The organism is Klebsiella sp. KTE92 (genome assembly GCF_000398905.1).
GTDB classification, from domain to species: Bacteria; Pseudomonadota; Gammaproteobacteria; order Enterobacterales; family Enterobacteriaceae; genus Klebsiella; species Klebsiella variicola.
Map to the genome: position 1 here is coordinate 537,798 of NZ_KB976100.1, position 12,991 is coordinate 550,788.

14 protein-coding genes and 1 pseudogene are annotated in these 12,991 nt (G+C 57.0%); 3 read left to right on the forward strand and 12 right to left on the reverse strand.

Going from position 1 to position 12,991, the window contains the following annotated elements:
• The first annotated feature begins 191 nt into the window (after positions 1–191).
• Together A1WC_RS22410 and A1WC_RS22405 are read left to right on the forward strand one after the other, a co-directional pair.
• On the forward strand, positions 192–815 hold the full coding sequence (locus A1WC_RS22410; protein WP_008807579.1) for a hypothetical protein: 624 nt from the start codon (positions 192–194) through the stop codon (positions 813–815).
• Positions 816–942: 127 nt separating this feature from the next.
• Positions 943–1,653 (forward strand): transcriptional regulator, encoded by a 711-nt coding sequence (locus A1WC_RS22405; RefSeq protein WP_074183194.1) that lies wholly within the window; start codon positions 943–945, stop codon positions 1,651–1,653.
• Positions 1,654–1,727: 74 nt separating this feature from the next.
• Here the strand turns inward: A1WC_RS22405 and A1WC_RS22400 are convergent, their stop codons facing one another.
• From A1WC_RS22400 to A1WC_RS27765, 12 genes and pseudogenes are all read right to left on the reverse strand, one after another.
• The gene (locus A1WC_RS22400) at positions 1,728–2,240 is read right to left on the reverse strand and encodes a 4-hydroxyphenylacetate 3-monooxygenase reductase subunit (protein WP_012542962.1); all 513 of its coding nucleotides are present in this window, start codon (positions 2,238–2,240) and stop codon (positions 1,728–1,730) included.
• A 19-nt stretch (positions 2,241–2,259) separates the two neighbouring features.
• On the reverse strand, positions 2,260–3,822 hold the full coding sequence (gene hpaB / locus A1WC_RS22395; RefSeq protein WP_002887473.1) for a 4-hydroxyphenylacetate 3-monooxygenase, oxygenase component: 1,563 nt from the start codon (positions 3,820–3,822) through the stop codon (positions 2,260–2,262).
• Between the two features lie 225 nt (positions 3,823–4,047).
• Entirely contained in the window at positions 4,048–4,938 is an 891-nt protein-coding gene (gene hpaA / locus A1WC_RS22390; protein ID WP_016160236.1) for a 4-hydroxyphenylacetate catabolism regulatory protein HpaA, read from the reverse strand.
• Between the two features lie 9 nt (positions 4,939–4,947).
• A complete protein-coding gene (hpaX, locus tag A1WC_RS22385; protein WP_016160237.1) occupies positions 4,948–6,324 on the reverse strand; it encodes a 4-hydroxyphenylacetate permease in 1,377 nt (458 codons plus the stop codon).
• A gap of 117 nt (positions 6,325–6,441) precedes the next feature.
• A complete protein-coding gene (gene hpaI, locus A1WC_RS22380) occupies positions 6,442–7,233 on the reverse strand; it encodes a 4-hydroxy-2-oxoheptanedioate aldolase (RefSeq protein ID WP_012969004.1) in 792 nt (263 codons plus the stop codon).
• Between the two features lie 10 nt (positions 7,234–7,243).
• Positions 7,244–8,047 (reverse strand): 2-oxo-hept-4-ene-1,7-dioate hydratase, encoded by an 804-nt coding sequence (gene hpaH / locus A1WC_RS22375; protein ID WP_002887487.1) that lies wholly within the window; start codon positions 8,045–8,047, stop codon positions 7,244–7,246.
• Positions 8,048–8,155: 108 nt separating this feature from the next.
• Positions 8,156–8,536 carry a 5-carboxymethyl-2-hydroxymuconate Delta-isomerase gene (locus tag A1WC_RS22370; RefSeq protein WP_004146089.1) on the reverse strand — a complete coding sequence of 127 codons (381 nt, stop codon included), beginning with the start codon at positions 8,534–8,536 and terminating at the stop codon, positions 8,156–8,158.
• A gap of 9 nt (positions 8,537–8,545) precedes the next feature.
• A complete protein-coding gene (gene hpaD, locus A1WC_RS22365) occupies positions 8,546–9,403 on the reverse strand; it encodes a 3,4-dihydroxyphenylacetate 2,3-dioxygenase (protein WP_002887492.1) in 858 nt (285 codons plus the stop codon).
• Position 9,404: 1 nt separating this feature from the next.
• Positions 9,405–10,871: a 5-carboxymethyl-2-hydroxymuconate semialdehyde dehydrogenase gene (hpaE, locus tag A1WC_RS22360; protein WP_016160238.1), complete on the reverse strand. Its 1,467-nt coding sequence runs from the start codon at positions 10,869–10,871 to the stop codon at positions 9,405–9,407.
• A complete protein-coding gene (locus A1WC_RS22355) occupies positions 10,868–11,632 on the reverse strand; it encodes a fumarylacetoacetate hydrolase family protein (protein ID WP_008807571.1) in 765 nt (254 codons plus the stop codon). Before A1WC_RS22355 ends, hpaE begins: the two co-directional genes overlap by 4 nt.
• A complete protein-coding gene (locus tag A1WC_RS22350; protein WP_012969003.1) occupies positions 11,629–12,261 on the reverse strand; it encodes a fumarylacetoacetate hydrolase family protein in 633 nt (210 codons plus the stop codon). The genes A1WC_RS22355 and A1WC_RS22350 overlap by 4 nt, the downstream gene beginning before the upstream one ends.
• A 58-nt stretch (positions 12,262–12,319) precedes the next feature.
• A pseudogene (locus A1WC_RS27765) lies at positions 12,320–12,484 on the reverse strand (hypothetical protein).
• Between the two features lie 64 nt (positions 12,485–12,548).
• Between A1WC_RS27765 and hpaR the strand changes: the two are divergent.
• Positions 12,549–12,989 carry a homoprotocatechuate degradation operon regulator HpaR gene (gene hpaR / locus A1WC_RS22345; protein WP_002887503.1) on the forward strand — a complete coding sequence of 147 codons (441 nt, stop codon included), beginning with the start codon at positions 12,549–12,551 and terminating at the stop codon, positions 12,987–12,989.
• Positions 12,990–12,991 lie beyond the last annotated feature (2 nt).

Genomic DNA, 12,991 nt, shown 5'->3' on the forward strand with positions numbered 1-12,991 from the left:
GTACGAGAGCGCGTAAATGTGTGATTAAGTTCACAATATTATTCTGCGCATCTCAAAGATATGCTTTCAAACTGAGGATAACGGTTTTTATCACCCGCAGATTACTATCTTTATTTCAAATAGAGGTATTTTGATATTATGCTGGCTTTGTCATGTCGTATGGATAGCGTTTAGCAAAGGGAATTCGTGTTATGAAATTTGTAAAGATAATGATCGTCGCCAGTGCTTTTTATTTAACATTTGCTCATGCAAGAGAGATACATCAGGCTGTTGATGAGCCGGCAGCCCCTTATAATTTGCGCTGGGGGATGAGTTACGATGAAGCCAGAAACACGCCTTTATATTCTCTTGAGGTATCAGATATCAATTATGCCGGAAAAGACCCGGATCTGATTATCTCAACGCTGACTCCCCAGGAAGTGGGGGCATTGAAATATCAGGAGATGAAGCTTTATTTCGATAAGAATAAAGGGCTGAAAAGTGTTTTTGTTAGCGCTGATGTTGATTCCAGTCAGCAGGCCTATAAAGTTGATGATGGCCGGGAAGCACTCGCCTTATATAATGAGGAAGTTAAGGTCCTTGATCGAGAATATGGGCCAGCGACAATCAAAGAAGAGTTCATTGCAGACAAAGGGAAATTCTATCAAAGTCTTTCCGCCTGCATTGCAAAACAGCAGGAGTGGTATAGTAAAAGATTAGATCTGAATAAAATAACAAATTGTTCTACCTGGCAACGTACTTATAAAAAAGGTCGGGTAACCGTTTTGCTATACATCGAACCGAGACAAGTTTCCAAACATTATATTTATAAATAAATTAAAGGACTTCACGGTGAGAATATATAAGATTTTTTTTAGAATTATTGCCATGGTCATTATGGTTATGCTCCTTTCTGATTGTCGTCAGTCGTATTATATTGCCAGAAATACGGGGCGCAATATAATGACCTTATCCGACCATCAGCGCGCTAAATCGGCGTTAAACGCTAACGATTTAAACGCAGCTCAGGGCTACCTGACGGGAGAAAAATACAATAATCGCTACAGGCCTGTTAGCGGTGAGGAATCCTGGGGAAGTTTACAATATCGGGCGGCGAAAATCGTCGCCAACGCCGCGGCGAACGGTCAAAAAGTGCGTGATGATGCGCTCTATCTCGCTTATATCTCTTTGTTTGAAGCAGAAGAGGGAGTGCCCGAACGTCCCGATATTATGTTGGGTTACATGCATAAAGCCATGGCGCTACTGTTAGCGAATTCGCAATTACTCGATAAAATCGATTCTAAAAATGTCAGTACTTTACCCAGCCAGTTTACCCTTGAGCGCTATGCTGTATGGCAATATTTATACGATGGCGGCGAGATTGACTGGACCAAAAAAGCGCCTGAAGGTGAAGGTTATACAATTGCTGGTGAAAGCTATCAGACCTGGAATATCAAGTTAAAAAAAGCTATCTGGAATCGGGGAGATGCCTTTTTAACAAATATAGGTAAACAACAATTTATTCATGACGCTATAGATTATTCTCAATTTCCGGTTATTGCCTGTACCGCCAGGCGAAAAGGCTGGCACTTAACATTACCTGCTGACTACCGGGAACAAAATTTCCGCGGCGGTGGACGTTTTGATTGGGCTTCATGTCGCGCTGTTGAATAAGGCTGGCGGGTGAGATGACGCATATTAAGCGCCAGGTTTACGCATCGGGCGATAAGTAAACCTGGGCGCGGATTTTAGACTGCCACTTCCATTTCCATCATCACCGGGTGGAAACGGCGTTTAAAGTAAATCAGGCCGTGCCCTTGCGGGCTCAGGGTAATATTGCGGATCTCCACCAGATACACCAGGTGGGTACCAATGGTTTGCACCTGGCTAATCTCGCCTTCGAGACTGGCCAGCGAACCTTTCAGCACCGGCTGTCCGAGCGCGCCCTGCTGCCAGCCGCTGAGGGCAAACCGCTCTTCCATCGTCACCCCGGTCATCCCGGCGAAATGACGGGCCATGATTTCCTGTTCGTGGTTCAGCACGTTGATGCACAACTTGCCGTTACCCTGAAACACCGGGTTCATCGCGCTGTTGGCGTTGATACAAACCATCACCGATGGCGGCGTATCCGTCACCGAGCACACCGCCGTGGCGGTAATGCCGCAGCGACCGGCTTCGCCTTCGGTGGTGACAACGTTAACCGCCGCCGACAGGCTGGCCATGGCATCGCGAAAACGCAGGCGTTGTTCATCTAATTGCATTATGACCTCCCGCTGTGAATTACTTCAGCAGCTTATCCAACATGTTGATATCAGCGTTATTGTGCAGATGCGGCACCGTCCAGCCGTTCTGGTCGTACTCGGACAGGCAGCGGTCGACCATCGCCATCATTTTGTCCATATTGCCGGAGCTCTGCGCCTGGCGCAGACACTGCAGGCGAATTTCATCCTGGCTACCGGAGTAGTTGATCTCATACAGTTCATGGCGACCGCCGAATTCGCTGCCGATGGCGTCCCACATCAGTTTGAGGATCTTGATACGTTCAACGTGATCCATACCGTTGGAGCCGCGCACGTACTTCGCCAGATACTGGTCGATCTGCGGGTTGTTCAGATCGCGGGCGCTGGACGGCAGATAAATCAGGCCGCTGGTGACGTTGCGCTCGATGATGTTCTTGATCTTGGCGTAGGCCATCGGGGCCATCACGCGATAGGTCTGCAGCGCGGCGTGATCCGGCAGCCATGCGCCGTTGACCCACGGCGTCGCTTCCGAGCACATGGAATCGCTAAGCGCCCAGAACATGTTGCGCCAAGCGACTACTTCGCCGAGGTCGGCCTGTACGCCGCGGAACTCGAGGGTGCCGGTACATTCCAGAGAGCGTTTCAGCAGGGCAGTGATAAAGTCCAGTTTTACCGCCAGGCGTACGCAGGCCTGCAGGGGATACATGCGGGCGAAACCGCCCTCCATGGTCCAGCGACGGCAGCGGTCAAAGTCGCGGTAAATCAGCACGTTCTCCCAGGGGATCAGCACTTTATCCATTACCAGAATCGCGTCGTTCTCGTCGAAACGGCTGGAAAGCGGATAGTCGTACGGGGAGCCGGTCGCACCGGCGACCATCTCATAGGAGGCGCGGGAGATAAGCTTGACGCCTTCGGCATCCATCGGCGCGACGAACATCAGCGCGAAGTCTGGGTTCTCGCCCATCACCTGTGCGGAGCCGAAGCCGATCATGTTGTAGTGGGTCAGCGCCGAGTTGGTGGCGACCACTTTCGCGCCGCTGACGATGATCCCGGCATCGGTCTCTTTTTCCAGCTTGATGTAGACATCCTTCACTTCATCAGCCGGCTTGTGGCGGTCGATCGGCGGGTTGACGATAGCGTGGTTAAAGTACAGGCCGGTTTCCTGAATGCGGGTGTACCAGTTGCGGGCGTTCTGCTCGAACTGGCCGTAAAACGCCGGGTTGGCGCCCAGCGCGCAGCCGAAAGCGGCTTTGTAGTCCGGGGTGCGGCCCATCCAGCCGTAACTTAAGCGCGACCACTCGGCGATGGCGTCGCGCTGCTGGCGCAGGTCGTCGGCGCTTTTCGCCACGCGGAAGAATTTATGGGTGTAGCCGCCGCTGCCGGTATCGGTGCCCCAGCACAGGGAATCCTGCATCTCCGGTTTGTGCAGCGCATCGTACAGCTGAGCGACAGAAGCCGCGGCATTACGGAAGGCCGGATGCGTGGTGACATCCTTCACGCGCTCGCCGTAGATATAAATTTCGCGGCCATCCTGCAGGCTTTTTAAATACTCTTCGCCAGTTAACGGGCGTTTCGCGTCGGCGCGGAAATCTTCAGGTTTCATAGGGGCCTCTTCAGTATTTATCGGAAAAATAATGTTAAATATATGTTTTGTTTTTGTTGTTTAATTGAAGCGGTTATTGCGCTTGTCGTGAAGGGACGTTTGCGACAACGGCGGGTACTTTTCAGGCGGGATTAAATTTTGTGATCTCGGCAGCTTTTGGCGGGTGGCGCGGCGCTGACCCGCCCTGTGGTCTGTAGCCCAGGCAAGCGCAGCGCCGCCGGGGTATTACGACACAGGTACTTTTTGCGCCCGGTAGCTGCTGGGCGAGCAGCCGACCTGGCGGCTAAAAAAGCGCGCAAAATAGGCAGGGTCTTTAAACCCCAGCTGCCAGGCAATCTCATTGACCGCGCTATCGGAAAACAGCAGCAGCCGCTTCGCCTCGCGCAGCTGGCGGTCGAATATCAGCCGCTTCGGCGAACGGTTGGCGAAGCGGCGGCAGATATCGGTCAACCGCGATTCGGTCAGGTGCAGCTCCCTGGCGTAATCCGGTACCGTCCAGTGCTGATGGTAGTGGCTGTCGATCATCTGGTTAAAGCGCTGGAATAGCTTCAGCTCGCCGCGCATGCCGCTGGCTGCGTGATCGTCGAGCTTTGCGTTACGCAATAGCAGGGTAAAGACCGCCTGCGCCAGCAGCGCCAGGGTATGCTCGCGCCCCGGCAACTGGGCGGTAGATTCCCGGCGAATCAGCTGCCAGTAGTGGGCCAGCGCCGCCAGCTCGTCGGGTTTATCTGCCAGCGACAGACAGATCCCCGGCAGGCCGAAGGTCTCCCGTGTACCGGGATAGAGCACCTCCAGCAGCGGCCAGATGAGTTCTTCGTGCACCGTCAACACGTGACCATCGCTATCGGACTCGGTAATAAAGGCGTGCGGCACCGAGGGCGGCGTTAACACAAACAGCGGCGCCTGCACCGAATAGCGATGGTCATCAAGCTGCAGCTCAATCTGCCCGGTATCAAGGTAGTGCATCTGGAAATAACGGTCGTGACGATGCGCCTGCATGTCGCGGCCAAAAAAGGCCGCCATGCGGGAAAACGACTGGTAGTGCACCTCTTCGGTGCCCAGGCTCTCGTCGTACTCTTTATTGATATCGATGTTGGCGATTGGGCTTTGGCACATAGCGGCTCCTTACGGTGTCGCGCGAGGGCGCGAGCCCTTCATCGGAATCGCCCAGATGATCACCGCGCCAATCACCAGCAGTGCGGCGACGAACCACAGCCCGCTGCTGAAGCTGCCGGTAATATCCTTCAGCCAGCCGATCATAAAGGGACTGAGCGCCGATCCGATATTGCCGGTGGCGTTGATCACCGCAATGCCGATTGCGCGGGCACGCAGACTAATGGACTGATCCGGCATGGTCCAGAAGATGGCCATAGCGCTAAACGATCCGGTGGAGGCCATCACGATCCCGAGCAGCTGGATCAGGTTATGATCGGTGGCTGACGCCAGCAGCCAGCCCGCAGCGGCGAACAGGAACGGCAGGGCAGTGTGATGCTTCCGCTCCTGGTATTTATCGGAGTGGCGGCTCCAGTAGATCATCCCGAGAATGGTACAAATTTGCGGGATCGCCGCCAGCAGACCGATGGTGATATTGCTGCTGCTTTCGTTAAAGCTTTTGAGGATCTGCGGCGTCCAGATGCTGATCGCGCTGAGCGTATTGGTCAGGCAGAAGTAGGCGAGGGTATACATCAACACGATCGGGGTGAACACTTCCCGCCACAGGCTGCGCTGCTGCATGGCGTGATGGCTGATGGCCCCTTCCGGCTGCACCAGAGTCAGGCGATCGTTATCCATCATCTCCTGCAGACATTTTTTGTCCTCCGCCGTCAGCCACCTGGCCTTCGACGGAGAATCATCCAGCCAGAACCAGACCATAATGCCGAGCAGCACCGACGGGAAGCCTTCCAGCAGGAACAGCCACTGCCAGCCGTGCAGGTTCAGCAGACCGTCGAGGGACAAGATATAGCCGGAGACGATCGACCCCAGCGCGGTGGTCACCGGCATCGCAATCATAAACAACGCGTTAGCGCGGGCGCGGAAAAATGCCGGGAACCAGTAGGTCAGGTACAGCAGGATACCCGGCAGGAAACCGGCCTCGGTGATCCCCACCAGCATGCGCAGAACATAGAGACTTTTTGGTCCGGTGGCGAACATGGTGGCGGTAGAGGCGATGCCCCACAGCACCATGATGGTAGCGATCCAGCGTCGTGCGCCGACGATGCTGAGCATCACGTTGCTGGGAATGCCAAAAATGACGTAAGTGGCGTAAAACAGGGTGGTGGCCAGGCCAAACATGGTGGCGTTGAGGCCCAGATCCTGCCCCATGGTTAATCCAGCAAAGCCGATATTGATCCGGTCTAAAAACGAAAAGATAAACAGGACGAATAAAAACACGATCAGACGGCGGAAGAGCTTGTTGATAACCGACTGCTGCTGCGCCGTCAGCTGTTTGTGCTGATTCGCCGGATCGAACTTTTCCGGGATGGCAGGTGATGTATCGCTCATTATTATTTTCCTCTAATGGGAATTTTGTAGGGTACTGCGGGTTGCCCGGTAGTGCGCGCTTACCGGACCTGCGATTCGCTGCTGCTCCGGGCCGGATGAGCGTAGCGCCACCCGGCGTTAGTAGACGCCTGACGAACCCAGGTCGGTTTTTTCCGCGCCAAACCGCGCCGCCAGCGCTTCTGCGCCGCGGGCCAGCAGGGTGGTATCGACGCCGACGGCGACGAACAGCGCGCCCAGTTCGAGATAGCGTTTCGCCAGCTGTTCATTGGCCATCAGGATCCCCGGCGCCTTTCCGGCCTGGCGGATTTGCTGGATGGCATCTTCAATGGCGGCCTGCACTTCCGGGTGTTGTGGGTTGCCGCCGTGGCCCATATCGGCGCTGAGATCCGCCGGGCCGATAAACACGCCGTCCACCCCGTCGACATCGAGGATCTGCGGCAAATTTTTCAGCGCTTCGCGGGTCTCAATCTGTACCAGTACGCACATGGCGTCATTGGCCCGGTGGATATAATCCGGAATGCGATTCCAGCGTGAGGCGCGGGCCAGCGCGCTGCCGACTCCGCGGATGCCGGCAGGCGGGTAGCGGGTGGCGCTTACCGCCAGCCGCGCTTCTTCGGCATTCTGCACCATCGGCACCAGCAGAGTTTGCGCGCCGACATCCAGCAGTTGTTTAATTTGTACCGGATCGTTCCACGACGGACGCACTACCGGCTGGCTGGGGTAGGGCGCAATGGCCTGCAACTGGGTCAGCACCGTTTGTACGTTGTTGGGCGCGTGTTCGCCGTCGATCAGCAGCCAGTCGAAGCCCGCGCCGGCCAGCAGTTCGGCGCTGTAGCTGCTGCACAGCCCAAGCCACAGGCCGATTTGCGGACGGCCGGCCTTGAGCGCCTCTTTAAATGCGTTGTTCATGTTGCTCTCCTCAAACAAAGCGGCAGCTGATGGCGCCCATGTTGCCGTAGTCGACGTGGAAGGTATCGCCCTTGCGCGCCGGGACCGGGCGGGTGAAGGAGCCGCCGAGGATAATTTGCCCGGCTTCGAGCTGGACATCGTACGGCGCCAGTTTGTTGGCCAGCCAGGCCACGCCGTTGGCCGGATGATTGAGTACGCCCGCGGCGACGCCGGTCTCTTCAATCACGCCGTTGCGATACAGCAGGGCGGAGATCCAGCGCAGGTCGAGCTCATCCGGTTTAATCGGCCGGCCGCCGAGGATCACCCCGGCGTTGGCGGCGTTATCGGAGATGGTGTCGAACACTTTGCGCGGACGCTGGGTTTCCGGGTCGATGTTGTGGCAGCGCGCGTCGATAAGCTCCAGCGCCGGGATAACGTAGTCGGTGGCGTTGTAGACATCAAACAGCGTGCAGTTCGGGCCGCGCAGCGGTTTGGCCAGCACGAAGGCCAGCTCGACTTCAATACGCGGAACGATAAAGCGGTCGGTGGGAATATCGCTGCCGTCGTGGAAGAACATATCGTCGAGCAGCGCGCCGTAGTCCGGCTCGCTGATCTGCGAGCTGGCCTGCATCGCTTTAGAGGTCAGGCCGATCTTGTGGCCTTTGAGCACGCGGCCTTCGGCGATCTTCATCTCGACCCACTCGCGCTGGACGGCGTAGGCGTCCTCAATGGTGATCGACGGATAATCCAGCGAGATCGCGCGGATCTGTTCACGCTGTTTTTCGGCCTGGTTCAGCCGCTGGGCAATCAGGGTGCGGGTCTGTTTATCGAGCATAGTGATTCCTGTGGCATTGTATTGCCGGATGGCGCTTCGCTTATCCGGCCTACAAATTCATGGCCGTTGTAGGCCCGGTAAGCGCAGCGCCACCGGGCAATTTGCACATTATTTAAATAACGCGTGCACGTTGTTCTGTTTGTAGTTCAGCGTCGGGTCGAGCTCTTCCATGGCGAACGACAGCGCCAGATAGCGGCTCTCCATCAGTGCGGCAAAGTGGGCTTTGATCAGCGCGAACAGCATATCTCCCACGTCCTGACGGCTCTCCAGACTGCGCCCGGCGCCGATTTTCAGGGTCATATGCACGAAGGCGTAATCCTGCCTGCCGTCGGCCATCTGCCAGGTATCCAGCCAGTGGGCGCGGCTGCGAATGCCGCCGATGGGGAAGATGCCGGTGTCGGCCAGTGCCTCGTTGACTTTGGCGAACAGCCCTGGCAGATCGGCCTGTTCGCGGATGTTGTCGGTACATTCGGCGATAAAATGCGGCATGGGGCCCCCTTACGCCTGCGCTGGCAACGGGAACACGGCGTTAACCTGGCCGGTACCGGAGCTGGCGAATAGCTCGGTGATAAACTCCACCTTGCCGTCGTATTTATCCCAACCCAGCAGACCGAGCAGCATCACCGTGTCGTGCATGTTGCCTTCGCCGTAGCAGTAGTCGGCGTACTCCGGCAGCATGGTGCAGAACTCTTTGAATTTGCCCTCCCGCCACAGTTTCACCACGCGCTCATCCATCTGATGATCAAACTCGCGGGTGTAGCTGTTCATGCCCTCTTCGGCGCGCTGGTCATCGATAAAGCGGTGCGACAGCGAACCGCTGGCCAGCACCGCTACGGTGCCGTCATATTTCTCAATGGCTTTGAGGATCGCTTCGCCCAGCCTGCGGCTGTCGGCAAAGTCGTGAACGGTACAGAAGGCGGAAATGGACACCACTTTGAAATGCTTATCGCTGTTCATGTAGCGCATTGGCACCAGGGTGCCGTACTCCAGCTTCAGGCTGGGAATATTGTGTGCTTTGGCGCGTACGCCGAGCTTTACGGCCTCGTCGGCGATAAGCTGGCCCAGCTCCGGGTTGCCGTCGTAGTCGTAGGTCATGTCGCGAATAAAATGCGGCAGTTCGTTACTGGTGTAGACGCCCTGAAAATGGTCGGCGCAGTTGATGTGATAGGCGCTGTTGACCAGCCAGTGGGTGTCGAACACGATGATGGTATCGACGCCCATTTCACGGCAGCGCTTGCCAATTTCTTTATGCCCGTCGATCGCGCCCTGGCGGCAGCCGTGGTTTTTCCCCGGCAGCTCAGACAGATACATCGACGGCACGTGAGTGATTTTTGCTGCTAACGCTAACTTACCCATATCAGACTCCCCATTTCGGGATCGGATGGTCGCCCATCGAGATGCAGACGTTTTTCATTTCGGCGAACACTTCAAAGCTGTACTCGCCGCCTTCGCGGCCGGTGCCGGAGGCCTTCACGCCGCCGAACGGCTGACGCAGGTCGCGCACGTTCTGGGTGTTGACGAACACCATCCCGGCTTCAATACCGCGCGCCAGACGCAGCACTTTGCTGACGTCCTGGGTCCAGATATACGACGCCAGGCCGTATTCCACATCGTTCGCCAGGCGCAGCCCTTCCGCTTCGTCTTTGAACGGCAGCAGGCAGGCGACCGGGCCAAAAATCTCTTCCTGGGCGACGCGCATGCGGTTGTCGACATCCGCCAGTACCGTCGGGCGCAGGAAGTTGCCGGCTTTCAGATGCGCCGGCAGGTCGGACGGTTTATCCGCGCCGCCGGCCAGCAGGGTGGCGCCCTCTTCGATGCCGAGGCGAATGTAGCCGGACACTTTCTCCCAGTGCTGCTTGCTAATCAGCGCGCCGACCTGGGTATTCGGATCGGTCGGATCGCCCACGCGCAGGCGGTTGGCGCGCTCGGCGAAGCGCTTGACGAACTCCGGATAAATACTCTGCTGAATGAAAATGCGCGAACCGGCGGTGCAGCGTTCGCCGTTGATCGAGAAGATGGTGAACAGCGCGGCGTCGAGCGCTCGCTCAATATCGGCGTCTTCAAAAATCAGCACCGGCGATTTTCCGCCGAGCTCCATAGAGTACTTTTTCAGACCGGCGTTCTTCATGATGTTGCGGCCGGTGGCGGTGCCGCCGGTGAAGGAGACGGCGCGCACATCATGATGGCGCACCAGCGCGTCGCCGGCGGTGGCGCCATAGCCCTGCACCACGTTGAGCACGCCAGCCGGGATCCCGGCTTCCAGCGCCAGCTCGCCCAGACGATCGGCGGTCAGCGGCGACAGCTCGGACATTTTCAGCACCGCGGTATTCCCCAGCGCCAGGCACGGCGCCACCTTCCAGGTCGCGGTCATAAACGGTACGTTCCACGGCGACACCAGCGCGCACACACCAACCGGCTGCACGAGGGTATAGTTAAGCATCTTGTCATCGACCGGATAGGTCTTGCCGTTCATCTGCTGGCATACTTCGGCGAAAAATTCGAAGTTATGCGACGCCCGCGGGATCAGCACGTTTTTGGTCTGGTGGATAGGCAGGCCGGTATCGGCGGTTTCCATCGCCGCGATCTTCGGGACGTTCTGATCGATCAGATCCCCGAGGCGGCGCATCAGGCGCGCGCGCTCTTTCATCGGCAGGTTAGCCCACTTCGGGAAGGCCTCTTTCGCCGCCGCTACCGCCTGGTTGATTTCGGCTTCGCCGCCGGAGGCGACTTCAGCCAGTACCTCGCCGGTGGCCGGGTTGGTGGTATGAAAATAGTCTGCGCCGGCAACGTTTTTACCGTTGATCCAATGGTTAATCTTTTTCATGACAGTGTCTCCTCATACGCTTGCTGGCTGATGATATGGTTGACCAGGCGGCCCACGCCCTCGACTTCAACGATCACCTCGTCGCCCGGCACCACATCGGATAGCCCTTTCGGCGTGCCGGTGGCGATCATGTCGCCCGGTTGCAGGGTCATAAATTCGCTTAAATAAGCGATGAGGAACGGGATGCTGAAGATCAGATCGGCGGTGGTGCCCTGCTGGCGCAGTTCGCCGTTGACCCAGGTGCGCAGGGCCAGATTATGCGGATCCGGGATCGCCTCTTTGGCGACGATCCACGGGCCAATCGGCGTCAGGGTATCGCGGCTTTTGACCCGCAGGTTCGGGCGGTAGTAGTTTTCCAGGTAGTCGCGGATCGCGTAGTCGTTGCACACGGTATAGCCAGCGACATAGTCCATGGCCTCGGCTTCGCTGACGCGGCGCGCGGTTTTCCCGATCACCACCACCAGTTCGGCTTCGTAGTGCATGTATTCGACGTTATCCGGGCGTACCGACTGCTGCTGGTGGCCAATAAAGGTGTTCGGCGCTTTGATGAACACCAAAGGCTCGGTTGGCGGCTTAAATTCCAGCTCGCTGGCGTGGTCGGCGTAGTTCAGCCCCAGCGCGAACAGCGTGCCGTCGGCGGGCGGCAACCAGCGGAATTCGCCTTCTTTCAATACCGTGCCATCGTTCAGGCGCACCTGGTCGCGTTCATCGACCAGCACGTCGCGTACCTGTCCCTGCCATTCAATGCGTGCCTGTTTCATGCCAGCTCTCCTTCTGCGACAACCGGGTTTTCCAGCGCCGGGAATCCGTCGGCGAGAATACGTACGCGGTCGCCGGGGCGCAGCGTGACGCGAGAGTGGGGCGTGCCGATAAGGATCGCGTCGCCGGGATTGAGGGTGGCGAACTCGCTTAAGGCGCTCAGCAGCTGCGCGGCGTTACGCTGCAGATCGCCGGTATGCCAGCTATCCGCCTCGCGGCCGTTGATTTCGGTGATGATGGTCAGGTTATCGACGTTACGCACCGCCGACAGCGCGCCGACGGGGCAGAAGCCATCGCGGCATTTCGCCTTGATCGCCGGGCGATAAAAACTCTCTTCCGGCAGACTCACATCGTTAGCCAGCGCGTAGCCGGCGATATAGTTCGCTGCCTCTGCCGCCGCCACTTTACGCGCGGTTTTGCCGACAATCAGCGCCACCGTCGCGCCGCTTTGTACGGTCTCGCCCTGCGGATAGGGGATCGCCTCGCCGTCGCCAATCACGGTATTGCGCGGCTTGATAAACCAGACCGCGGTTTTCGGCGGCGTCTTGTAGGGGGCCTGTTGAAACGCTTCGCGCCAGGCGTCGAGCTGGCTGCGATGATTGAGCGCAACGGCGAAGATGGTACCTTTCATTCACCACTCCTCTGGTACTGATTTCGGATTTAAATGCATTTCATTAATATGTTAATGATCATCTTTTATGCTTTGCGGCCAGGTTTAGCAACTGGAAGTGAATGTTTTGTGATCTGATTAACACAATATTTACACATCAATAACTTATTGGTTTTTAATCAATGAGTTGACTGTTTTTCAGGAAGAGGCTGGTACTTTTCAGGTGCAGAAACCGGTTGTACATGGCAGGATTAAAGCTAATTATTAAGTTGTTAATAAGTTTTGGATGAGGCTGTAGAGGGGATACTATGCATGATTCATTAACCATTGCCTTGTTGCAGGCGCGTGAGGCGGCGATGGCCTACTTTCGGCCGATCGTCAAACGGCACAATCTCACCGAACAGCAGTGGCGGATCGTGCGAATTCTCGCCGAACGTCCGTCGATGGATTTTCACGATCTGGCCTTTCGCGCCTGCATCCTGCGCCCCAGCCTGACCGGGATTTTGACGCGCATGGAGCGGGATGGGCTGGTGCTGCGCTTAAAGCCGGTTAACGATCAGCGCAAGCTGTACGTCTCGCTGACGCCTGCCGGAACCGCGCTGTATGAAAGCGCTCAGGCCGAGGTGGAAGAAACCTATCGTCTGCTGGAGGCCCAGTTCACCACGGAAAAGCTGCAGCAACTGACCTCGCTGCTGGAGGAGTTTATTGCGCTTGGCGTCCCTGCCGGGCGCGGTGATGAAGAAGAGTAGTG

What these genes read in the sequence shown, in the direction of transcription:
- A1WC_RS22410 (WP_008807579.1), top strand. Translation starts at nt 192, where the DNA reads ATGAAATTTGTAAAGATAATGATCGTCGCCAGTGCTTTTTATTTAACA.
- A1WC_RS22405 (WP_074183194.1), top strand. Translation starts at nt 943, where the DNA reads ATGACCTTATCCGACCATCAGCGCGCTAAATCGGCGTTAAACGCTAAC.
- A1WC_RS22400 (WP_012542962.1), bottom strand. Translation starts at nt 2,240, where the DNA reads ATGCAATTAGATGAACAACGCCTGCGTTTTCGCGATGCCATGGCCAGC.
- hpaB (WP_002887473.1), bottom strand. Translation starts at nt 3,822, where the DNA reads ATGAAACCTGAAGATTTCCGCGCCGACGCGAAACGCCCGTTAACTGGC.
- hpaA (WP_016160236.1), bottom strand. Translation starts at nt 4,938, where the DNA reads ATGTGCCAAAGCCCAATCGCCAACATCGATATCAATAAAGAGTACGAC.
- hpaX (WP_016160237.1), bottom strand. Translation starts at nt 6,324, where the DNA reads ATGAGCGATACATCACCTGCCATCCCGGAAAAGTTCGATCCGGCGAAT.
- hpaI (WP_012969004.1), bottom strand. Translation starts at nt 7,233, where the DNA reads ATGAACAACGCATTTAAAGAGGCGCTCAAGGCCGGCCGTCCGCAAATC.
- hpaH (WP_002887487.1), bottom strand. Translation starts at nt 8,047, where the DNA reads ATGCTCGATAAACAGACCCGCACCCTGATTGCCCAGCGGCTGAACCAG.
- A1WC_RS22370 (WP_004146089.1), bottom strand. Translation starts at nt 8,536, where the DNA reads ATGCCGCATTTTATCGCCGAATGTACCGACAACATCCGCGAACAGGCC.
- hpaD (WP_002887492.1), bottom strand. Translation starts at nt 9,403, where the DNA reads ATGGGTAAGTTAGCGTTAGCAGCAAAAATCACTCACGTGCCGTCGATG.
- hpaE (WP_016160238.1), bottom strand. Translation starts at nt 10,871, where the DNA reads ATGAAAAAGATTAACCATTGGATCAACGGTAAAAACGTTGCCGGCGCA.
- A1WC_RS22355 (WP_008807571.1), bottom strand. Translation starts at nt 11,632, where the DNA reads ATGAAACAGGCACGCATTGAATGGCAGGGACAGGTACGCGACGTGCTG.
- A1WC_RS22350 (WP_012969003.1), bottom strand. Translation starts at nt 12,261, where the DNA reads ATGAAAGGTACCATCTTCGCCGTTGCGCTCAATCATCGCAGCCAGCTC.
- hpaR (WP_002887503.1), top strand. Translation starts at nt 12,549, where the DNA reads ATGCATGATTCATTAACCATTGCCTTGTTGCAGGCGCGTGAGGCGGCG.